The organism is Modestobacter sp. VKM Ac-2985 (assembly GCF_026967925.1).
Lineage (GTDB): Bacteria > Actinomycetota > Actinomycetes > Mycobacteriales > Geodermatophilaceae > Modestobacter.
Genome location: NZ_JAPVBI010000002.1, coordinates 268,964 through 290,499, shown reverse-complemented (window position 1 = coordinate 290,499; position 21,536 = coordinate 268,964). Strand labels below are relative to the sequence as shown.

Annotated in this window: 20 protein-coding genes; 6 read left to right on the top strand and 14 right to left on the bottom strand. The window is 73.3% G+C overall.

Annotated features, from left to right (window positions below; translation table 11 throughout):
• Positions 1-12: 12 nt before the first annotated feature.
• From O2V61_RS10605 to O2V61_RS10560, 10 genes are all read right to left on the bottom strand, one after another.
• Positions 13-537: a flavin reductase family protein gene (locus tag O2V61_RS10605; RefSeq protein WP_269183275.1), complete on the bottom strand. Its 525-nt coding sequence runs from the start codon at positions 535-537 to the stop codon at positions 13-15.
• A gap of 57 nt (positions 538-594) precedes the next feature.
• Entirely contained in the window at positions 595-1,533 is a 939-nt protein-coding gene (locus O2V61_RS10600; protein WP_269183274.1) for a hydroxymethylglutaryl-CoA lyase, read from the bottom strand.
• A gap of 69 nt (positions 1,534-1,602) precedes the next feature.
• Positions 1,603-2,238 carry a TenA family protein gene (locus O2V61_RS10595; protein ID WP_269183273.1) on the bottom strand — a complete coding sequence of 212 codons (636 nt, stop codon included), beginning with the start codon at positions 2,236-2,238 and terminating at the stop codon, positions 1,603-1,605.
• Entirely contained in the window at positions 2,235-2,984 is a 750-nt protein-coding gene (locus O2V61_RS10590) for a glutamine amidotransferase (protein ID WP_269183272.1), read from the bottom strand. The genes O2V61_RS10595 and O2V61_RS10590 overlap by 4 nt, the downstream gene beginning before the upstream one ends.
• 3 nt (positions 2,985-2,987) lie before the next feature.
• Positions 2,988-4,025 (bottom strand): phosphotriesterase family protein, encoded by a 1,038-nt coding sequence (locus O2V61_RS10585; protein WP_269183271.1) that lies wholly within the window; start codon positions 4,023-4,025, stop codon positions 2,988-2,990.
• On the bottom strand, positions 4,022-5,053 hold the full coding sequence (locus tag O2V61_RS10580) for an ABC transporter permease (protein WP_269183270.1): 1,032 nt from the start codon (positions 5,051-5,053) through the stop codon (positions 4,022-4,024). Before O2V61_RS10580 ends, O2V61_RS10585 begins: the two co-directional genes overlap by 4 nt.
• The gene (locus O2V61_RS10575) at positions 5,050-5,811 is read right to left on the bottom strand and encodes an ATP-binding cassette domain-containing protein (RefSeq protein WP_269183269.1); all 762 of its coding nucleotides are present in this window, start codon (positions 5,809-5,811) and stop codon (positions 5,050-5,052) included. The genes O2V61_RS10580 and O2V61_RS10575 overlap by 4 nt, the downstream gene beginning before the upstream one ends.
• A 3-nt stretch (positions 5,812-5,814) precedes the next feature.
• Positions 5,815-6,831 carry a substrate-binding domain-containing protein gene (locus O2V61_RS10570; protein WP_269183268.1) on the bottom strand — a complete coding sequence of 339 codons (1,017 nt, stop codon included), beginning with the start codon at positions 6,829-6,831 and terminating at the stop codon, positions 5,815-5,817.
• Positions 6,832-6,901: 70 nt separating this feature from the next.
• Entirely contained in the window at positions 6,902-7,849 is a 948-nt protein-coding gene (locus O2V61_RS10565; RefSeq protein ID WP_269183267.1) for a carbohydrate kinase family protein, read from the bottom strand.
• Positions 7,789-8,628, bottom strand: a complete 840-nt coding sequence (locus O2V61_RS10560; protein WP_269183266.1) for a BtpA/SgcQ family protein — start codon at positions 8,626-8,628, stop codon at positions 7,789-7,791. Before O2V61_RS10560 ends, O2V61_RS10565 begins: the two co-directional genes overlap by 61 nt.
• Before the next feature lie 201 nt (positions 8,629-8,829).
• Here O2V61_RS10560 and O2V61_RS10555 point away from each other — a divergent pair, with 201 nt between their 5' ends.
• Positions 8,830-9,834, top strand: coding sequence for a LacI family DNA-binding transcriptional regulator (locus O2V61_RS10555; protein WP_269183265.1), 1,005 nt, complete (start codon positions 8,830-8,832; stop codon positions 9,832-9,834).
• Positions 9,835-9,854: 20 nt separating this feature from the next.
• On the opposite strand, the gene O2V61_RS10550 is transcribed toward O2V61_RS10555, so the two are convergent.
• From O2V61_RS10550 to O2V61_RS10535, 4 genes are all read right to left on the bottom strand, one after another.
• Entirely contained in the window at positions 9,855-10,943 is a 1,089-nt protein-coding gene (locus O2V61_RS10550) for a M20 family metallopeptidase (protein WP_269183264.1), read from the bottom strand.
• 33 nt (positions 10,944-10,976) lie between these two features.
• A complete protein-coding gene (locus O2V61_RS10545; RefSeq protein WP_269183263.1) occupies positions 10,977-13,217 on the bottom strand; it encodes an MMPL family transporter in 2,241 nt (746 codons plus the stop codon).
• A gap of 23 nt (positions 13,218-13,240) precedes the next feature.
• Entirely contained in the window at positions 13,241-13,867 is a 627-nt protein-coding gene (locus tag O2V61_RS10540) for a TetR/AcrR family transcriptional regulator (RefSeq protein ID WP_269183262.1), read from the bottom strand.
• Between the two features lie 129 nt (positions 13,868-13,996).
• Complete coding sequence (locus tag O2V61_RS10535; protein ID WP_269183261.1) at positions 13,997-15,727, bottom strand: glycerol-3-phosphate dehydrogenase/oxidase; 1,731 nt, start codon at positions 15,725-15,727, stop codon at positions 13,997-13,999.
• A 158-nt stretch (positions 15,728-15,885) separates the two neighbouring features.
• On the opposite strand from O2V61_RS10535, the gene O2V61_RS10530 reads away from it, so the two are divergent.
• The 5 genes from O2V61_RS10530 (at position 15,886) to O2V61_RS10510 (ending at position 21,531) form a co-directional block, all read left to right on the top strand.
• Positions 15,886-16,581, top strand: a complete 696-nt coding sequence (locus O2V61_RS10530; RefSeq protein WP_269183260.1) for an IclR family transcriptional regulator — start codon at positions 15,886-15,888, stop codon at positions 16,579-16,581.
• Complete coding sequence (glpK, locus tag O2V61_RS10525) at positions 16,574-18,076, top strand: glycerol kinase GlpK (RefSeq protein WP_269183259.1); 1,503 nt, start codon at positions 16,574-16,576, stop codon at positions 18,074-18,076. Before O2V61_RS10530 ends, glpK (O2V61_RS10525) begins: the two co-directional genes overlap by 8 nt.
• A 160-nt stretch (positions 18,077-18,236) precedes the next feature.
• A complete protein-coding gene (locus O2V61_RS10520) occupies positions 18,237-18,974 on the top strand; it encodes an MIP/aquaporin family protein (protein ID WP_269183258.1) in 738 nt (245 codons plus the stop codon).
• 62 nt (positions 18,975-19,036) lie between these two features.
• Entirely contained in the window at positions 19,037-20,554 is a 1,518-nt protein-coding gene (gene glpK, locus O2V61_RS10515; RefSeq protein WP_269183257.1) for a glycerol kinase GlpK, read from the top strand.
• Positions 20,555-20,667: 113 nt separating this feature from the next.
• Positions 20,668-21,531: an endonuclease domain-containing protein gene (locus O2V61_RS10510; RefSeq protein ID WP_269183256.1), complete on the top strand. Its 864-nt coding sequence runs from the start codon at positions 20,668-20,670 to the stop codon at positions 21,529-21,531.
• The last annotated feature ends 5 nt before the right edge of the window (positions 21,532-21,536 follow it).

Here is a 21,536-nt window from a genome sequence, read left to right as displayed (position 1 = left end):
GCTCCGCCGGGATCAGTGCTCGTCGGTCTCCAGCCGGGCCTGCTGGAGACCGTAGGCGCCGCGGTGGAACAGCAGCGGGGAACGGGAGGCATCGGCGCCGAGGTCCAGCACCCGGGCGACGACGATGGTGTGGTCACCGCCGTCGTACTCGGCCCACAGCTCGCTGTCGATCCAGGCGACGACGTCGGCGAGCACGGGGGCACCGTGCGGGCTCGGCGCCCACTGCACCCCGGCGTACTTGTCGGTGCCGGAGCGGGCGAACTGCCGGGAGAGGCCGCTCTGGGAGTCGGCGAGGACGTTGACGCAGAAGCTGCCGGCCGCGCGGAGCAGCGGCCAGGTGCGTGAGGTGCGGGCCGGGGCGAAGGCGACCAGCGGCGGGTCCAGGGACAGCGAGCTGAACGACTGGCAGGTGAAGCCCACCGGGCCGTCGACGGTCATCGCCGTCACCACGGTGACGCCGGAGACGAAGTGCCCGAGCACGTCGCGCATCACGGCGGGGTCGACCACTGCCGGGGGGACGTCCGCACCTGGGTTCACAGCGTCGATCCCATCACGCGCGACCCGGTGGGGCACCGTGCGACCGGTCACCCATGGTCAGGCCGGCAGGAACGCGCCACGGGGCTGGTTGCGCCCGCCGGCCCGGTACAGGGAGCTGGGCAGTTCGTGGCCGACGGCCCGCTCGGTGACCGCGGCCGCGGCCAGGACGGCGGCCAGGTCGATGCCGGTCGCCACGTCGGCGTCGGCCAGCCAGTAGACGAGCTCCTCGGTGGCGATGTTGCCGCTGGCGCCCGGGGCGAACGGGCACCCGCCCAGGCCACCGACCGAGGCGTCGAGCTGGGTGATGCCGGCCTGCAGGGCCGCCAGGGCGTTGGCCTGGCCGGTGCCGCGGGTGTCGTGGAAGTGCACGCCCAGCGGCACCCCCGGGCAGGCCCGGCGGACCTCGTCGAGCAGCCGGACGACGCGGGCCGGGGTGGTCGTGCCGATCGTGTCGCCCAGGCAGAGCTGGTCGGCGCCGGCGGTGACCGCGGCCCGGGTGACGTCCACGGTGCGGGCCACCGGCGTCCGCCCGTCGAACGGGCAGTCCCAGGCTGTGGCGACGATGACCTCCAGGGAGCCGCCGGCGCCGTGGGCGAGCTCGGCGATCTCCCCGACCGCGGCGACCGCCTCGGCGGTGGAGCGGCCGGCGTTGGCGCGGCTGTGCGAGTCGGCGGCGGAGACGACGTACTCCAGGTGTGCGATGCCGGCGTCCACCGCGCGGACGGCGCCGCGCGGGTTGGCCACCAGGGCGGAGAAGTGCACGCCGTCGAAGCGGTGCAGCTCGGCCGCGACCTGGTCGGCGTCGGCCAGGGCGGGCACCGCCTTCGGCGAGACGAAGGAGGTCACCTCGATCCGCCGGACGCCGGTGGCCACCAGCGCCTCGAGCATGGCGAGCTTGCCGGCCAGGGGGACCGGGTCCTCCAGCTGGAGCCCGTCCCGCATCCCGACCTCGCGGACGTCGACCGCCGTCGGCAGCACCAGATCGAACTCGTTCACGTCGGGCCTCCTCGCCGTCGGCCCCATCCTGCCCCCGGGTCCCGGTTCCACGTGGAACCGGGACCCGGGTCAGCCGTGGACGGCGTCGTGGAAGGCGATCTCCGCTTCCAGCACCGCGACGAACCAGCGGTCCAGGGCGGTGTCGTCGGCAAGCTCCGGCGGCAGCGCGTCGACGTCGTCACGCAGCGCCGCCACCTGCCCGAGGAAGGCCGGCTCGGCGTGCAGCTCGATCCACGCCTGCAGGTCCGGGTGCCGGTCGGCCGGCTGCGCGGCGGCCGCGGTGCACCAGCGGGCGTACATCGTCTCGGCGGCGAGCATCCCGGCGAGCGCGGCGGGCCGCCCGGCCTCGGTCACCTGCCGCAGCACCACCTCCGACAGCACCGCCGCACGCGCCAGCGTCGCCGGTGCGTCCTCGACCGGCCAGCGGTGGCGCAGGCCGGCGAAGTAGTCGCGCTGCTCGGTGACGAGGTTGGTGAGCGACCGGGCGGACGGCAGCAGCTCCGCCCAGCCGTCCGACTCCCACACGACCCGGCCGAGGACCCGGGCCGCGGTCAGCACGAACGCCTCCTCGACGAGCAGGTACCTGGCGAAGTCGGGGGCGGGGAGCGTGCCCGCCGTCGCCTCCCGGACGAACCGGACGTCACAGGCCCGGTCCAGCAGGCCGGCGTGCCGCTCGACCAGCCGCGCCGAGCGGCTGCCGGTCACCCGCGGACCAGCCAGCGCGCCAGGCCGTCGAAGAGGTCCGCGTAGCCCGGCCACTCCTCGCAGAAGGCCGGCGGCGCCCAGTGCGGCGAGCAGTCGGAGGTGAAGACCCCGGCCCGGCCTGCGCCGAAGGGGGCCAGCGCGACCAGCGGGTCCTGACCCACCCGGGCGGGCACCTCGGCGCCGTCCTTGGCGACCGTCCGGTTGTACCCGAGCAGTCCGGGCCAGTCGGCGCCCGCGCCGCCCAGTGCGGCGTGGCCGGGGTCGCCGACGGTGGGGACGATGCCGGCCGGGCTCTCCACCCGGTCGTCCTCGGGGAGCATCGTCACCGGGAGCACCTCGGCGATGGCCGTCTGCCGGAACGCCGCCCGCGCCTGGAAACCGCTGAAGGACAGGTAGCCGCCGATCATCAGCAGCGCACCGCCCTCGCCGACCCAGTCGCGCAGCGCGGCGAGGCGGTCCTGCCCGGGCTCGAACCGCTCGAAGACCTGGGGCGCCAGCTGGATGGAGTTGGCGCCGATGTCGGAGAGCACCACGAGGTCGTAGGCGGACAGCGCTGCGGCGTCCCCCGGGAACCGGGTCGGCACGAGGTGCGCCGGGAGGTGCTCCACCACGTGGCCGCGACCGGTGAGCGCGTCCCGCAGCGGGCCGACGCCCTCCACGTAGGAGTGCACGGAGAACTCGTCCACCCCCTTGACGTGTGTCGAGGTGGTCATCCAGCTCTCACCGGCGATCAGGATCCGGGCCATCGGTCAGCGTTCCTTCCGTGCGGCGCCGTCGAACAACGTCCGCGGGTTGTCGGTCATCAGTGCGGCCACCACGTCGTCGGCGAGGCCGGCAGCGCGCAGCCGGTCGGCGAAGACGACGGGGACGTAGGCCAGCCCGTTGCCGCCGAAGCGGCGCAGCATCGCCTTGAGGAAGAGGTCGTGCGAGAGCAGGACCTGGGAGCCGTGCCCGGCCTGGACCAGCGCCACGACGGCGGCAGTGGTCTCCGCCGGTGACGGCGACCGCCCCTCCCCGGGGAAGTCGAACGGCATGCCGACCATGTCGAACTCCAGGAACGTCCCCCGGGCGGCGACCGACCGCTGGTGGTCGGGGTCCCCGCCGGAGGGGTCCATGTGGCACAGGACGACGGCGGCCGGGTCGACCCCCTCCTCGTCGAGCACGACGTCGAGCACCTCGTGGGCGCGCCGCAGCCAGCCGGGCAGGTGCACGAACAGCGGCACCCCGACCTCGCGCTGGGCCCGGCAGGCGGCCCGCAGTGCGGTCCGCTCGTCGTCGGTGAAGGCGGGGGAGACCCCGATCTCGCCGATCACCCCGGGGCGGAGGTCGTGTGCGGGGTCGAACTCGGCCACCAGCTCGGCGGCCAGCTGATCCGGCGTGGACGTCGCGAGGTGCGCCGGGTGGCTGGCCTGGAGGTACCAGCCCGAGCCCATGACCACCTGCACACCGGTGCGCTCGGACAGTGCGCGCAGCCGCTCCGGGTCGCGGCCGATCCCCGGTGGGGTCAGGTCGACGACGGTCCGCCCACCGACGGCGGCGAACACCTGCAGGTCCGCGGCGATCGCGTCGAGGTCGTCCAGCCGGCAGTTGTCGGCGTTCTCGTACGGGTGGTCGGCCAGCAGCCAGGCCAGGTCCGCCGACACCGGGGCGTCCAGCAGGCGGCGCAGCCGCTGGTCGGCCGCCGGGCGGAAGGCCACGGCGTTGTCGTTGACCAGGTGCTCGTGGGGGAGCACCAGCCCGAGGTCGGCCGAGTCGACGTCGCCTGAGACGGTGCGGACCGTGCTCACCGGCCGCCCACCAGGCCACGCAGTGCCCCGCCGATGTCCTTGCCGCGCAGGTTCACCCAGATCACGGCGAGCAGCACCGTCCCGGTGATGATCGGCGTCAGGAACGGGCTGACGCCCATCAGGGTGAGCCCGTTGGCGATGACGCCGGTCAGGATCGCCCCGATCAGCGTGCCCACCACCGTGCCCCGCCCGCCGAACAGGCTGGTCCCGCCGATGACGACCGCGGCGATGACCGTGAGCTCGAAGCCCTGGGCGGCGTTCGCCGAGCCGGAGCCGAGCCGGGCGGCGATGAGGAGGCCGGCGACCCCGGCGGCGAGCCCGCTCAGGCAGAGCGCCAGCATCTTGATCCGCCGCACGTTCACGCCGGCCCGGCGGACGGACTCCTCGGCCGAGCCGATGCCGATGACGTACTGACCGAAGCGGGTCCGGTGCAGCACCACGATCCCCAGGACGACGCACACCAGCGCGATCCAGGCGCTGCTGGAGAAGCCGAGCCACCGCGCCGTCCCCAGCTGCGCGACGAACGTCGAGCGTTCGATCGGCACCGAGAAGCCCTCGGTGGTCAGCAGCGCGATGCCCCGGATCACCGACAGGGTCGCCAGCGTCACGATGAACGCCGGGATCCCGGCGTAGGCGGTGAACCACCCGTTCACCAGGCCCCACCCGGCGCCCAGCAGCACCCCGGCGATCAGGACGAGCGAGGAGTCCCAGCCGGTCTGCAGCAGCTGGGCGGAGACCGCGGACACGAAGGCGACGATCGAGCCGACCGACAGGTCGATCTGGCCGGAGGTGATGACGAAGGTCATCGCCACCCCGATGATCACCACCGGCGCCACCTGGGTGGCCACGTTGGAGATGTTCGCGAAGGTCAGGAAGGCGTCCGAGACGACGGCGAAGAAGACGCAGACGGCCAGGGTGACCCCGGCCATGACCAGGGTCGCCTTGTTCACCCGCTCCCACCAGGACTGCTGCTGGGCCAGCCGGGTGGCCGACTCCCCGGGCGGTGCGGTGGTGGTCGTGGTGGTCACGCGGCTTCCTCCTGCCCGGGGGCGGAACGGGTGATCAGACCGACGAGCTTCTCGATGTCGAGGTCCTTGATGAGCGCGTCGTCGACGCTCTGCCCCTCGTACATCACGGTGATCCGGTCGCAGACGCGGAAGAGGTCCTGCAGGCGGTGGGTGATCAGGATGACCCCGACCCCCCGGCGCGCGACGTCGGTGATCAGCTTCAGGACCGACTCGACCTCGGCGACGGCGAGCGCGGCGGTCGGCTCGTCGAGGATGAGCACGTCGGGGGCGAAGGACACCGCGCGGGCGATGGCCACCGTCTGCCGCTGACCGCCGGAGAGGGTGCCGATCTCCTGGTGGGTGCTGGTGACCTTGACGTGCAGGTCGGCCAGGATCTGCGCGGCCCGCTCGTGCATCGTCTTCCGGTCGAGGAACGGGCCCGTGCGGGGTTCCCGGCCGAGGAACAGGTTGCTGGCGACGTCGAGGGTGTCGCAGAGCGCCAGGTCCTGGTAGACGATGCCGATCTTCTCGTCCTGCGCCGCCGAGGGGTTGCTGAAGCGCACCGGCCGTCCGTGCACCCGGATCTCCCCGGCATCGTGCTGCACGGCCCCGGCCAGCACCTTCATCAGCGTGGACTTGCCGGCACCGTTGTCGCCGACGAGGCCGAGGACCTCTCCGCGACGCAGGGTGAGGTCGACCCCGCGCAGTGACTTCACCGGCCCGTAGGACTTGGTGATGCCCTCGAGTTCGACGAGGAGGTCCCCGGTCTCGTCAGCCATGCGTCAGCCCTCCAGGTAGTACAGGTACTCGGAGACGTTCTCCGGCGTCACGATCTGGATGTCGACCGGGTTCTCCCGCTCCACCGGGTTGCCGCACGCCAGGTCGATCGCCGCGGCCATCGCCTGGTAGCCGAACTCGAAGGTGTTCTGCTGGACGACGCCGGCGATCCAGCCCTCCTCCAGGCCCTCGACGGCAGGGTCGGAGAGGTCCCAGCCGACGGCGGTCACCCGGTCCTGGGCGCCCTGGCTGCGCACCCCGGCGGCCAGGCCGATGAGCGCCGGCTCGCCGGTGGCGTACACGTACTGCAGGTCCGGGTTGCCGGTGAGCAGGTTCTCCGCGGCCGCCTGGGCGTTCTCCTGGATGTTGCGGCCGTCGACCACGGTGCCGATGGTCATCCCGCCGGCGGTGACGGTCTCCTCGAAGCCCTGCTGACGCTCCAGCTGGATGGTGCTGTTCAGCGCACTGACGATGCCGACCTCGCCCTCGCCACCGGAGAGCTCCAGCAGCTCCTCGCCGATCAGCTGCCCGCCCTCGGCGTTGGCCGTACCGACCTGGGCGTCCACCGCCGGGTCGTCGACGATGGCGTCGACCGCCACGACCGGGACGCCGGCCTCGTCGGCCGCCCGGATGGCCGGCTTGATGCCCTCGGTGTCGACCGCGGCCACGATCACCGCGTCCACGCCGTCGGCGACCAGCGTGTTGATCGCGTTCGCCTGCGTCACCGAGTCGTCGTTGCCGCTGATGATCTGCAGGTCGACGTCGTACTCGTCGGCCATCGCCTGCGCGGCCTCGTTGATCTGGTTGAAGAACAGCGCCTGGAGGTTGATCGTCACCAGCCCGATCTCCAGGGGCTCGTCGGTCTCGCAGCCGACCGGCTGGGCGCTGGGCTCCGGCAGCGAGGCGGTCGACGTGCCGCCGCCGGCCTCGGTCTCGGCGTCGGACGACGGCGCGGGAGCGCTGTCGCACGCGGCCAGCGCGAGCAGGCACGCGCCTGCGGCTAGGGCGAGGGGTCGCTTCATGGGTCCTCCTGGGTGCGGTGCCGGATGCTGCGGGATCGCGGTGCGGGGGAGCGGTGGTGCGGGCGGTGCGTCAGGTGGCGGACGAGCTGACCGGGGACCCGGCCAGAGCGGCGTCGACGAGTGCCGGGGAGGGCGCGGCACGCGCGCCCGGGACGGTGCAGGACAGGCTCGCCGCGACCCCGGCGCGGGTCGCCGCGGTGAGCGGGGAGGCGCCGGCCGCCAGTGCGGCCAGGTACGTGCCGGTGAAGCAGTCACCCGCCCCGGTGTCGTCGACGACCTCGACGTCCAGCGCGGGCCGGGCCGCCACCGAGCCGTCGGGCTCGTGCAGCGACCAGCCCCGGGCCCCGTCGGTGACGACGAGGGTCACGCCCGCGGCGCGGGCGAGCGCCGCCCACTCGGCAGCGGGAACCGCCAGGACCTCGGTGAGCCGGTGGTGCCCGACGACGACGTGGTCGGCGGCGTGCACCGCGGCGATCGCGACGTCGCGGTCGTCGCAGCCGTCGAGGTCCACGGCCAGGCGGACCCCGGTCCGGGCGGCCTGCTCGAGCTCTGCCGCGCGGTAACCGTCGAGGTAGAGCAGCCCACCGTCGGCAGCCAGCCGATCGGCGACCGCCGTCACGTGGGCCGGCCCCAGGGCGTCGTCCTCGCTCACCACCGAGCGCCGGCCGGCGCCGTCCACCAGCACGATCGCGGTGGACAGGAAGCCGGTGCGGTCGGTCCACCCCGTGTCGATGCCCTCGGCGGTGAGCTCCGCGAGGAACCGGGCGGACAGCGGGTCGTCGCCGACCACGCCGGCGAAGGCGACCTGCGCACCGGCGCGGGCGGCGGCGACCGCCGCGTTGGCGGCCATCCCGCCCGGGAGGTGCTCCACGGTGACGGCGTGCACCCGCTCGTCGGGACGGGGGACGTGGGGCACCCGTCCGACGACGTCGAGGTTGGCGTACCCGCAGAAGACGATCACCGTCCGGCGGCCCGGGAGACGGCGCGCACCTTCTCGGGGTCGACCCGGCCCCACCACCGGCTGTTCTCCTTGGCGGCCGACGCGACGATCGCGCCGTCACACTCGGCGAGCAGGGGACCGACGTTGCCCGGGTCGATGCCGCTGCCGATGATCACCGGCAGTTGGGTGTGGTCCCTGATGCCCACGACCTCGGCCACGGACGTCGGGTGCCCGGTGCGGGAGCCGGTGGCGATCAGGACGTCGGCGTCGAAGAACTCGGCGTCCTCGGTCTGCTCGGCCAGCGTGCGGTCGGCGACGATCGCGTGCGCTCCGTGCTTGACGTGCACATCGGCGAAGACCTTCACCGGGTCGGCCCCGATCGTGTGCCGGTACCGGGTGGTGCTGGCCGCCTGCCCCTCGATGATCCCCTCGTTGGCCACGTAGGCGTTGGCCCACTGGTTGACCCGGACCCAGCCGGCCCCGGCGGCCCAGGCGGCGGCGACCGAGCACTGGCCGGCGTTGGACAGCACGCTGACCCCGACCTTCGTGCCGAGCTCGGCGACGACGGCGGCGGTGATCACGCCCATCGTCGCGGCCACCTCGTACCCGTGCTCCCCCGGCTTGAGGAACGGCAGGTCCCAGTGGTTCTCCACGATCACGGTGTCGAAGCCGTTGCCGACGTAGGCCTGCGTCTCCTCGACGGCGAACCGGCACAGCTCGGCCACCGACTGACCGCGGTAGGAGGGGCTGCCGGGGAGCGGAGGCAGGTGGACCGCACCCACGAGCGTCTTCTCCGTGCCGAAGAGCTCGGCCATCGCCGAGGGCTTGCGGGGGTACACACCGAGCTGCGTTGCCACGTCCACACCCGTTCAGGTAATCGATTGCACGACCCCGATGACGCTAGTGGCGCACCCCGTGGTGGCGTCAATAGGCAATCGTTTACATTCGTGTTTCCGCTGGTCAGCCGAGTGACATCTGTTCGACACGGGCGTACGGCACGCTCCCGCACGCGCGGTCGGCGATGATGACGGAGTCAGCAGACCGACAGAGGAGGGTGCGTGGGGAGGGTCACCATCCGCGACGTCGCCGAGCGGGCACAGGTGTCGACCGCGACCGTCTCCCGCGCCCTGTCCGGGGCCAAGCCGGTCTCCCCGGCCGTCGTCGACCAGGTCCGCCGCGCCGCCGACGAACTCGGCTACGCCGGGAACGGCATCGCCAGTGCGCTGCGTCGCAGCCGCACCGACACCGTCGGCATGGTGGTGCCGAGCATCGCCAACCCGTTCTTCACCGGCCTCGTCGAGCACGTCGAGCACGCCCTGCAGGACGTCGGCCGACAGCTCTTCCTGTGTTCCTCCCGGTCGGACCCGGAGCTGGAGGCACAGCGACTGCGCAGCCTCGTCGCCCGCCAGGTCGACGGCATCATCATCAGCCCGGTGCACGGCAGCCTGAGCACGACGGCGGTGCGGTGGGCCGCGGACGAGCTGCCCCTGGTCCAGGTCGACCGCTACGTCACCGGCGTGGACAGCGACTGGGTCGGGGTCGACGACGACGCCGCACTGGAACTGGTCATGGAGCACCTGGCCGACCGCGGCGTCCGCTCCGCCGCGTTCGTCAGCTCCCAGCTCACCAACTCCTCGACCGAACTGCGGGGCGCGGGCTTCCGCCGGCACGCCGCACGCCTGGGCATCGCCGTGCGTGAGCGGGACGTCCTGCTGGGCGAGTACTCGATCGAGTGGGGACGGCAGGCCGCCCTCGCGTTGCTGGCTGCCGGACCACGACCGGACGCCGTCGTCTGCGCCGACGACCTGATCGCGCTCGGGATGCTGCAGGCGTGCGCGGCGGCAGGCGTCGACGTCCCCCGCGACCTGCTGGTCACCGGGTTCGACGACATCCCGTTCGCCGCGCTGAGCCATCCGCCGTTGACCACCGTCCGGCAGCCGCAGGCGGAGATCGCGGCCGAGGCGGTACGCCTCCTGTCGCGGGTGCTGGGTGCGCAGGAGGCCCCACCTGCGCGGGTGGCGCTACGGCCCTCCCTCACCGTCCGGTCCAGCACGAGCCGCTGACCGGTTCCACGTGGAACCGGTCACCGCGGCCAGCGGGCGAGGACGTCGGCGAACGCGGCGGCGGCCTGCTGCGCCTCGACCACCTCGACGTGCTCGTCGACGGCGTGCATCACCGCGGGCGTGCCCGGCCCCCACACGACGATCGGCGCCCCGCCGGTGACCGCGGTCAGCACGGAGGCGTCGGTGAAGTAGGTGGCCGGCGCAGCCTGCACCTCCACGGGCAGGGTGGCGACCCAGGGGTCGTCGGCCGGCGTCCGCACCGCCGGGAGGTCGACCAGGACGTCGACCTCCGACACCTCCGCCTGAGACCGCCACCAGGCGGTCAGCCGCTCACCGGTGCCCACGGTGCGCTGGTCGACCACCACCTCCGCCCGGTCCGGGACGACGTTGGGCACCGTGCCGCTGTGCAGCACGCCGGGGTTCCAGGTCTCGGCGCCCAGGAACGGCTCACTGGTCAGCGGCAGCTCCCGGCCCGCCCGGCCGAGCACCGCGACCAGGTCCAGCAGCGCGTTGTGTCCCCGCTCCGGGGTGCTCCCGTGGGCGGCGACCCCCCGGGTCCGGACGGCGAGCCACAGCGCGCCCCGGTGGCCCAGGACGACCCGGTTGCCCGTTGCCTCCGGGACGATGACGGCGCCCACCGACAGGTCCGCGACGGCCCCGGCCGCGGCAGCGGCACCTCGCGAGCCGATCTCCTCGTCGCTGGTGAGCAGCAGGGCGAGCGGCGTCTCCGGGTCCGCCGCAGCCAGCGCCGCGACCGCAGCGACCACCCCGGCCTTCATGTCCGAGGCACCACGGCCCCAGATCCGGCCGTCGTCCAGGTCTGCGCCGAACGGGTCCCGCTGCCACCCGCCGGGGTCGCCGGCCGGGACCGTGTCGACATGGCAGGCGATGACCAGCCGCGGTCTCGCCGGGTCGGTGGCGGAGGTGAGCAGGGTCCACGGCTGCTCGGGGTCGGGGCCCTCGATGCGCTGCAGGTGCGGGGCGACTCCTGTCGCCACGTCGGCGACCAGGCCGAGCAGGCCCCGTTGACCGGCCGCGTCGCCGGAGACGGTCGGGGTCCGCACCAGCTCACGGATCAGCTCGGCGACGTCCAGGGCAGGGGCGCTCATGGACCGATCATGGCCCGCGCCCCTGCCCTCCGCTCAGCTGCCCACCGGCTCCGGGGTGCGCTCGCTCTCGACGGTCCGGCCCAGCTTGGCGCCCTCGACGTCCAGGTCGGGGAGCAGCCGGTCCAGCCAGCGCGGCAGCCACCAGGCCGAGCGGCCCAGCAGCGCCAGCACGGCGGGCACCAGCGTCATCCGGACGACGAAGGCGTCCACCAGCACGCCGACCGCCAGCCCGAAGGCGATCGCCTTGACGGTCACGTCCTCGATGGTCACGAAGCTGCCGAACACCGAGAACATGATCAGCGCCGCCGCGACCACCACCCGGGACGCGTGCCGCATGCCGGCGACCACCGCCGCACGCGGGGCGGCCCCGTGCACGAACTCCTCGCGCATCCGGGAGACGAGGAAGACCTCGTAGTCCATGGCCAGGCCGAAGAGCACCGCCATCAGCAGGATCGGCATGAAGCTGATGACCGGGCCGGTGGCCGGCACGCCGAAGACGTCCATCAGCCAGCCCCACTGGAAGACCGCGACGACGGCACCGAACGAGGCGCCCACCGAGAGCAGGAAGCCCAGCGCGGCTTTGATCGGCACCAGGATCGAGCGGAACACCAACAGCAGCAGGACCAGCGCCAGGCCGACGACGACCAGGGTGAAGGGCAGCAGGGCGTCGCCCAGCCGGTCGGAGACGTCGATGGCGACGGCGGTCTGCCCGGTCACCGTCACGTCGCCGCCGGTGTCGGCCTCGAGGTCGTCCGCGAGGTCACGCAGGTCGGCCACGAGCGCGGTCGTCGCCTCGTCCTGCGGACCGCTCTCGGGCACCACCTGGACGATCGCGGCGGAGCCGTCGGCCAGCACCTGGGGCAGGGCGTAGGCGACGTCGTCCAGTCCGCCGGTGAACTCCCCGGGCTGGTCGGTCGGCGTGCCACCGATCGCCGCTGCGGCCTGGCCGGCCGTCTGCTCGGCCGTCGCCGGGTCCAGCCCGTCGAGGAAGACGATGAGCGGGCCGTTGGCGCCCGGACCGAAGTACTCGCTGACCGCGTCGTACGCCTGGCGCGTGGTGCTCTCCTCCGGGGCGGTGCTGGCGTCGGGCAGGGCCAGCCGCAGCTGCAGCGCCGGGATCGCGACCACCAGCAGGCCGACGACGGTGACCAGGACGGTGAGCACCGGGCGGCGGGTGACGATCGCGGCCCACCGGGCGCCACCGGTGCGCGCCGGGGCGCCGGCGTGCTCGGCGAGCGCGTGCTCGCGGCGGGCGGCGCGGGACCCGGGCTTGGGCACCAGCCGGGCGCCGGCGAAGCCCAGCAGCGCGGGCAGCAGCGTCAGCGCGACCAGGACGGCGACCAGCACCGTCCCCGCGGCGCCCAGGCCCATCACGGTCAGGAAGGGGATGCCGACGACAGCGAGCCCGGACAGCGCGATGATCACGGTCAGGCCGGCGAACACGACCGCGGACCCGGCGGTGCCGGCGGCCCGCCCGGCGGACTCCTCGGGGTCCATGCCGGCGGCCAGCTGGCTGCGGTGCCGGGACAGGATGAACAGCGTGTAGTCGATGCCGACCGCCAGGCCGATCATCAGCGCCAGCGTCGGGGCGGTCGAGGAGAGCGTGATGACCCCGGACGTCGCCAGCAGCCCGGTGAGCCCGATGCCCACCCCGACCAGCGCGGTCAGCAGGTTCATCCCGGCCGCGAGCAACGACCCGAAGGTGATCACCAGCACCAGCACGGCGACCACGACACCGATGAGCTCCAGCGGGCCGACGGTCACCGCCCCGGTGTTGAACGCGGCCCCGCCGACCTCGACCTGCAGGCCGGCGTCCGTGGCGGCGGTGGTGGCCGCCTGCAGCTCCTCGAGCGCGTTCTCCCCGAGCTCGGGCGGCGGCACCGCGTACTGCACCGGCGCCAGGGCCGCGCGGCCGTCCGGGCTGATCGACTGGGTGGCGAAGGGGTCCTGCACACCGGCGACCTGGTCGACCTGGCCGGCGGCGGCCACGGTCTGGCCGATCGCGGCGGCGTACTCGGGGTCGGCCACCGTGGCGCCCTCGGGCGCGACGAAGACCAGTTGCGCACCCGCCCCCGCCGCTGCCGGCGAGACGTCGTCGAGCCGGTCCAGCGCGGCCTGGGACTCCGAACCGGGGATCGTGAACTCGTCGTCGAACTCCCCGCCGATGGTGAGGAAGAGCCCCACGACGAGCCCGAGGACCGCGAGCCAGGCCACGGAGAAGAGCCCGCGACGGCGATAGGCCGCGCGGCCGATCCGGTAGAGCAGGGTGGACATCGGTTCTCCTGGGTTCAGCCGGGTCAGGGGGTGGTCGGGGTGCTCGACACGGCACCGCGGACGAGGGAGAGCAGGGCGGTGCGGCGCAGGGGCTCGAGGTCGCCCTGCGCGGTGAGTGACATGACGGTGAGCCCGCTGAGCAGCGCGGTGGCCGCCCCGATGAGGTCGGCCGCCGGCAGGGAGAAGGTCAGCCCCGCCTCGGCGGCCATCCGGTCGACCAGGTCGGCGAGCCGGCTGCCGACCTGCTCGTCGTGCCGGCGCAGCACCTCCGCGGCCTCGGGGTTCCGAGCGGCGTGCAGCGTGTACTCGGTGACCACCAGCGCCCAGGTGCGGTCGCAGCGGAACGCGCCCAGCACCCGGTCGACCGCGGCGGCGAGGGGGTCCGGCTCATCGGCCAGGCCGGCGAGGAGCTCGGCGACCCGGGCGAGGTCCCGCTCGACCTCGCGGGTCATCAGCGCCTCGAACAGCTCGTCCTTGGACGTGAAGCTGGAGTAGAAGGCGCCGCGGGTCAGCCCACCGCGGCTGCAGATGTCCTCGACGCTGGCCGCCGCGAAGCCCTGCTCGGCGAAGGTCTCCAGGGCGGCGTCCAGCAGCCGCTCGACGGTCGCCTCACGACGGCGCTTGGGCCGCTGCAGGTCGACGTCGGTCACGATGCAGCACTGTATTGGATACACCGGTGCATCGGGAGGCGAGATGGGTCACTGTCCCGGCGCCGGACGCGACGAGGCCGCCGCCTCCCCACAGGGAGGCGGCGGCCTCGTGTGCAGCTGCCCGGCGGATCAGCCCAGGGCGCGGCCCACGGCGACGGCGCGGGTGTCCGGTGCAGCGATCCGCGCGGCGTCGGCCTCCTGGTCGTCGGTGGCCTCCTGCGAGCGCCGTTCGGCCTCCACCCGCGCCGTGTAGCTCTGCACCTCGCTGACGATCCGCTCCTCGTCCCAGCCGAGCACGCCGGCGACGGCCCGGGCGACCGGCTCGGCGGACTCCACCCCGCGGTGCGGCGTCTCGATGGAGATCCGGGTGCGCCGGGCCAGCAGGTCGTCCAGGTGCAGCGCGGCCTCGTGCGCGCACCCCCACACCATCTCCACCATCAGGTACTCCTCGGCACCGGGCACCGGGTCGAGGAGCTCGGGTGCGTCGGCGGCCAGGTCGAGCACCTCGGGGGTCAGCGAGCCGAACCGGTTGAGCAGGTGTTCGGCACGGAAGCGGGGGATGCCCCAGCGGTCGGAGAGCCCGTCGAGGCTGTTGACCATCGCCGCGTAGCCCTCGGCACCGACCAGCGGGATGTTCTCGGTGACGCTCGGCGGGACCCGGCGGGTGACGTCCTCGGCCACGGCGTCCACGGCGTCGGCGGCCATCGGCCGGTACGTCGTGTACTTCCCGCCGGCGACGGCGATCACCCCGGGCATCGGCCGGGCGACGGCGTGCTCCCGGGACAGCTGGCTGGTCGACTCGCTCTCCCCGGACAGCAGCGGGCGCAACCCGGCGTAGACCCCGGTGATGTCGTCGTGCGTCAGCGGGACGGACAGCACCTCGTTGACGTGGTTGAGGATGTAGTCGATGTCGGCCCGGCTGGCGGCCGGGTGCGCCTTGTCCAGCTCCCAGTCGGTGTCCGTCGTCCCGATGATCCAGTGGCTGCCCCACGGGATGACGAACAGCACCGACTTCTCGGTGCGCAGGATCAGCCCCGCCTCGCCGTTGATCCGGTCCCGGGGGACGACGATGTGCACGCCCTTGCTGGCCCGCACGTGGAAGCGGCCGCGGCCGCCGACCAGCGTCTGGATGTCGTCGGTCCAGACCCCGGTGGCGTTGACGACCACCTCGCTGCGGACGTCGACCTCGTTGCCGGTCTCCACGTCCCGGACGCGCGCACCGACCACCCGGCCGCCGGCGTGCTCGAAGGAGACCACCTCGGCCGAATTGAGCACGGTCGCCCCGTAGGCGGCGGCGGTGCGGGCCACGGTCAGGGTGTGCCGGGCGTCGTCGGCCTGGGCGTCGTAGTAGCGGACGGCGCCGACGAAAGCGTCGGGCTTGAGCGCGGGGAACATCCGGCGGGCGCCGGTCCGGGTCAGGTGCTTCTGCGCGGGCATCGGGTCGGACAGCGAGCCGAGTCGGGCGAGCCCGTCGTAGAGGGCGAGCCCGGCGGTGACGTAGGGCCGCTCCCAGCCGCGGTGGGTGAGCGGGTAGAGGAACGGCACCGGCTTGACCAGGTGCGGGGCGATCCGGTTGACCGACAGGTCGCGCTCGTGCAGCGCCTCCCGGACCAGGCCGAAGTCGAACTGCTCCAGGTAGCGCAGCCCGCCGTGGAAGAGCTTGGAGGAGCGCGAGGAGGTGCCGCTGGCGAAGTCACGGGCCTCGACCAGCGCCGTCCGGAGCCCGCGGGTGGCAGCGTCCAGCGCGACACCGGCACCGGTCACCCCGCCGCCGATCACCAGGACCTCGAACTCGCCGGCCGCGAGGTCGGCCCAGGCCTGGGCGCGCTGCTCGGGACCGAGTGGGCGGACTGCCGTCATGGGGGAACTCCTCGGTACGGGCCGTCGCCGACGACGGCGCACGATGCCACGGTAGGTCGGCGCCGGGAAGGCCGTCGACGCCCGCTGTCTGACATGGTCGGACAACCCAGGTGTGCTGGGTCACCATCCGGGCCCGGGATGGCCTAGCGTCGGGCGTCGTGCCGGGCACCGTGCAGTCCATCGAGCGGGCAGCGGCGATCCTGCGCGTGGTGGCCGGCTCCGGCGGCAGGCTCGGGGTCACCGACATCGCCGCGGCGGTCGGGCTGGCCAAGACCACCGCGCACAGCCTGCTCCGCACCCTGCTGAGCGTCGGCTTCGTGGAGCAGGACCCCGCCACCGGCCGCTACGCCCTGGGCCCCGGGTTGCTACGGCTGGGCACGCCGCTCGACGTGAACGAGCTGCGGGCCCGCTCCTCGAACTGGGCAGACGCCCTGGCCGCCCGCAGCGGGCACGCGGTACGGCTGGCCACCCTGATCGGCACGGAGGTCGTCGTCGTCCACCACGTCTTCCGCCCCGACGACTCCGCGCAGGTGCTGGAGGTCGGCACCACCCTGCCCGCGCGCAGCACCGCGCTCGGCACGGTGCTGATGGCGCACGCGCCCGCCCCCCCGGCCGAGCTCGCCGAGGTGCGCACCCGGGGCTGGGCGGCCGAGCGGGGCGAGCACGAGCCGGGGATGGGTGCGATCGCCGCACCGGTCCGGACCGCGGGTGGCCTGGTGGTCGCTGCCCTGGGCGTCAGCGGGCCGGTGACCTCGCTGTTCGACGGCCGTGGCGTGCCGCGCAGCCTGCTGCTGGCCATGGTCACCGACGCCGCGCACGCGGTGTCCCGCGAGCTGGGGCACAGCAGTGGCTGACCGCTACGTGCTCGCCGTCGACCAGGGGACGACGTCGACGCGGTCGCTGGTCTTCGACCGGGGCGGCCGGATGGTCGCCGTCCGCCAGCGCGAGCACCACCAGTACTTCCCCCGCCCCGGCTGGGTCGAGCACGACCCGATGGAGATCTGGGCGAACACCCAGCGGACCGCTGCACAGGTGCTCGGCGACGTGCCGGACGCCGGGGACGTCGTGGCCCTGGGCATCGCCAACCAGCGGGAGACCACCGTGGTCTGGGACCGGGTGACCGGCCGGCCGGTGACCCGCGCGCTGGTCTGGCAGGACACCCGCACCGCCGACCTGGTGACGGAGCTGGCCGCGCGACCCGACGCCGGCCTGGTCGCCGAGCGCAGCGGGATGGCGATCGCCGGCTACTTCTCCGGCCCGCGGCTGCGCTGGATCCTCGACCACGTGCCGCGCGCCCGGGAGCGCGCCGAACGCGGTGAGCTGCTGTTCGGCACGATGGAGACCTGGCTGATCTGGAACCTCACCGGCGGGCCGGACGGCGGCGTCCACGTCACCGACGTGACCAACGCCAGCCGCACCCTGCTGATGGACGTGCGCAGCTGCCGGTGGGACCCCGACCTGCTGGCCTTCTTCGACATCCCGGCGGAGATGCTGCCGGAGATCCGACCCTCGGTCGGCATCCTCGGCCAGGCCACTGCGCTCAACCGGTCGCTGCCGATCGCCGGGGCGCTGGGCGACCAGCAGGCGGCGCTGTTCGGCCAGGCCTGCTTCGCCCCCGGGGAGGCCAAGTGCACCTACGGCACGGGCAGCTTCCTGCTGCAGAACACCGGCACCGAGCTGGTGCGCACCCGGTCCGGGTCGATCAGCACGGTGGCCTACCAGCTGGCCGGGGAGGCGCCGCGCTACGCGCTGGAGGGGTCCGTCGCCGTCGCTGGGGCGCTGGTGCAGTGGCTGCGGGACGGGCTCGGCCTGATCGGCTCGGCCGCGGAGGTGGAGACCCTGGCGCGCACGGTCGCCGACAACGGCGGCTGCTACGTCGTCCCGGCGTTCTCCGGTCTGCTCGCCCCGCACTGGCGGGGTGAGGCCCGCGGCCTGGTCGCCGGGCTGACCTCCTACGTCACCAAGGGGCACCTGGCCCGGGCGGTGCTGGAGGCCACCGGCTGGCAGACCCGCGACGTGGTGCAGGCGATGGCGGCGGACTCCGGCCTCTCGCTGCCGGCCCTGCGGGTGGACGGCGGGATGACCACCAACAACCTCCTCATGCAGTTCGTGGCCGATGCGCTGGACACCCCGGTGGTGCGGCCGATGGTGGGGGAGACGGTGTCGCTGGGTGCGGCCTACGCGGCCGGCCTCGCCGTCGGGGTGTGGTCGGACATCGAGGCGCTGCGCCGGAACTGGCACCGGTCCGCGCAGTGGACGCCCACCCCCGAACGGGCCCGAGCACTGACCGCGGAGTACCGGTGCTGGGAGCGCGCGGTGGAGCTCAGCATCGCCTGGGGAGCTCCCTGAGCCGGTCGGTACGACCATGTCGGACCCCGACTGTTGTCCAGCTCACACTCAGCCTCCTACGGTCCTCGCACGACGGGACGCGTGGTGATCACCACCACAGTCCCGTCACCGACCCACCCGGTCCGCGACGCCGCGGGCCCGTCGTGAGGAGCGCCTACTCGTGGACACCGTCGGTCTCTGGACCGTCTTCGGCAGTGAAGTACTCGGCACCGGGATCCTGCTGCTGCTCGGCGTCGGCGTGGTCGCCAACGTCGTGCTGCCCAAGACCAACGGCAACGGCAGCGGCTGGATCGTCATCATCTTCGGCTGGGGGCTCGCCGTCTTCGCCGGCGTCTTCGCCGCGGCCACCTCGGGAGCGCACATCAACCCGGCCGTCACCGTCGGCCTGTGGGTCAGCGGGGCCGAGGAGTACGCCCCCGGCGTCGACGTCAGCATCGCCAGCACGCTGGTGTACTTCGCCGGCCAGCTGCTCGGCGCCTTCCTCGGGGCGGTCGTCGCCTACCTGGCCTACTACGGGCACTACAACGACCCGGACGCCGCCGGCACCCAGCTGGGCACCTTCGCGACCGGGCCGGCCATCGGCACCGTCAAGGACAACGTGGTGACCGAGGCCGTCGGCACGTTCGTCCTCGTCTACATCGTCCTGCGGTTCGGGGACACCCCGACCGAGATCGGGCCGCTGGCCGTCGCCCTGCTGGTCGTCGGCATCGGCGCCTCGCTCGGTGGTCCGACCGGCTACGCCATCAACCCGGCCCGTGACCTCGGGCCGCGCATCGCGCACGCCATCCTCCCGATCCGCGGCAAGACCCACAGCAACTGGGGCTACGCCTGGGTGCCGATCGTCGGCCCGATCATCGGCGCCGTCCTCGCCGGCGCGCTCTCCCACGTCAACCTCTGACCCGACCCCTTCCGGGGGCCGGAGTCGCGATTCCGGCCCCTCCTTCTGTAGGAGGTACTCGCATGGCCCAGTACGTAGCCGCCATCGACCAGGGCACCACCAGCACCCGGTGCATGATCTTCGACCACGACGGCGCCGTCGTGTCCGTCGGCCAGAAGGAGCACGAGCAGATCTTCCCGCGGGCGGGATGGGTCGAGCACGACGCGATGGAGATCTGGCGGAACACCCGCGAGGTGGTCGGCCAGGCGCTGGCCCGCAGCGACGCCGGCACCTCCGACATCGTCGCCGTCGGGATCACCAACCAGCGGGAGACCGCGGTGGTCTGGGACCGCGCGACCGGGGAACCGGTCTACAACGCGATCGTCTGGCAGGACACCCGCACCGGCAAGATCTGCGAGGAGCTCGGCGCCCTCGGTGGCGGCGCCGACCGGTACAAGGACAAGGTCGGCCTGCCACTGGCCACCTACTTCGCCGGCCCCAAGGTCCGCTGGATCCTGGACAACGTCGACGGCGCCCGGGAGAAGGCCGAGCGCGGCGAGCTGCTCATGGGCACCATCGACTCCTGGCTGATCTGGAACATGACCGGCGGAGCGGACGGCGGGCTGCACCTCACCGACGTCTCCAACGCCTCCCGCACCATGCTGATGGACTACCGGAAGCTGGCCTGGGACGCCGACATCGCCGAGGAGATGGGCATCCCGATGTCCATGCTCCCGGAGATCCGCTCCAACTCCGAGGAGTACGGCAAGGGCCGCAAGGCCGGCTTCCTGGCCGGGGTGCCGATCGCCGGCTCGCTCGGTGACCAGCAGGCGGCCACGTTCGGCCAGGTCTGCTTCACCAAGGGCATGGCCAAGAACACCTACGGCACCGGCAACTTCATGCTGCTCAACACCGGCGAGGAGGCCGTCCCGTCGGAGAACGGGCTGCTCACCACGCTGTGCTACCAGCTCGGGGACGCCAAGCCGGTGTACGCGCTGGAGGGCTCGATCGCGGTCACCGGCTCGCTGGTGCAGTGGGTCCGGGACAACCTGGGGATGATCAAGACCGCCCCGGAGATCGAGGAGCTGGCCCGCACGGTCGACGACAACGGCGGCTCCTACTTCGTCCCCGCCTTCTCCGGGCTGTTCGCGCCGCACTGGCGCGCGGACGCCCGCGGCGCCGTCGTCGGGCTGACCCGGTTCGTCAACAAGGGCCACCTGGCCCGCGCCGTCCTGGAGGCGACCGCGTACCAGACCCGCGAGGTGCTGGACGCGATGAACGCCGACTCCGGGGTCGACCTGACCGAGCTCCGGGTGGACGGCGGGATGGTCGGCAACGAGCTGCTCATGCAGTTCCAGGCCGACCTGCTCGGCGTCCCGGTGATCCGGCCGAAGATCCCCGAGACCACCGCGCTCGGTGCGGCCTACGCCGCCGGCCTCGCCGTCGGCTTCTGGTCCGACCTCGACGAGCTCACCGCCAAGTGGGCCGAGGACAAGCGCTGGGACCCGCAGATGCCCACCGAGGAGCGGGAGCGCTACTACCGCAACTGGCAGAAGGCGGTCACCAAGTCGCTGGACTGGGTCGACGAGGACGTCACCTGACCCCGCGCCGCTCCGCCTGACCCCGAGGGCAGAAATGGCCATTTCTGCCCTCGGGGGCCGGACCTGTGGACGACGGCAGCAGGGCCGACGGGTACTCCGCCAGTCTCTCGTGGGTGTCCAATCGCACTCATCGCCTCACCGGCGTCTTCGTCGGCAGCCACGCCGTGGCAGCCGGGGACCTGACCGTCAAGGAACTGCGCACGTTGAGCTACCGGCGGCTCGTCCAGGGCGTGTACGCCGATCCAGCCCTGCCCTTCGACCACCGATTGCGGTGCCGGGGTGTGGCGCTGCTGCTGCCTGACGGCGCAGCGATCGGAGGTCACTCGGCGGCCGCCTGGCACGGTGCACCCTTCGCCGGGGCCCGTGACCCGGTGACCGTCGTCCGGCAACCGGACGTCGAGTGGAGGGGTCCGCGCGAGGTCCGGGTGCACCGCACCGCTCTGCGGCCGTCCGACGTCGTGCTCATCGACGACGTCCCCGTCACCACGGCCCGTCGAACCGCATGGGACGTCGCCGCCCTGGAACCGCTGGGCACCGCCATCGCCGCGCTCGATGCCATGGTCCGCGCCGGCCGCGTGACCGAGCACGAGTTGGCGACGATGGCGGAGCACGGCATCGGTCGCTGGGGTGTCACAAAGGTCCGACGTGCGGTCCCACTCGTCGATCCGCGGGCCGAGTCCCCACCGGAGTCGAGGGTCCGGGTCGCGCTCGTGCTGGCAGGTCTCTGCCCCGTCCCGCAGCTCCCGGTCCTCGACGGCGGCGTTGAGGTGGCGCGGGTGGACCTCGGCTTCCCCGAGGAACGACTGGCCGTCGAGTACGAGGGTGCCCACCACTTCGACGCTGAGCAGATCGTTCGAGACGACGCGCGGTACGCCCGCCTGCTCTCCGCCGGCTGGCGTGTGATCCGGCTGGCCGCCCATGACCTGCGTGACCTGGAGTCCGTCATCGCCCGCGTCCGGCTCGCGTTGGACTCGTGAGCGGG

Coding starts and splice junctions, on each gene's coding strand:
- O2V61_RS10590 (WP_269183272.1), bottom strand. CDS start 2,984: ATGGCCCGGATCCTGATCGCCGGTGAGAGCTGGATGACCACCTCGACA.
- O2V61_RS10575 (WP_269183269.1), bottom strand. CDS start 5,811: ATGGCTGACGAGACCGGGGACCTCCTCGTCGAACTCGAGGGCATCACC.
- O2V61_RS10570 (WP_269183268.1), bottom strand. CDS start 6,831: ATGAAGCGACCCCTCGCCCTAGCCGCAGGCGCGTGCCTGCTCGCGCTG.
- O2V61_RS10550 (WP_269183264.1), bottom strand. CDS start 10,943: ATGAGCGCCCCTGCCCTGGACGTCGCCGAGCTGATCCGTGAGCTGGTG.
- O2V61_RS10545 (WP_269183263.1), bottom strand. CDS start 13,217: ATGTCCACCCTGCTCTACCGGATCGGCCGCGCGGCCTATCGCCGTCGC.
- O2V61_RS10535 (WP_269183261.1), bottom strand. CDS start 15,727: ATGACGGCAGTCCGCCCACTCGGTCCCGAGCAGCGCGCCCAGGCCTGG.
- glpK (WP_269183257.1), top strand. CDS start 19,037: ATGGCCCAGTACGTAGCCGCCATCGACCAGGGCACCACCAGCACCCGG.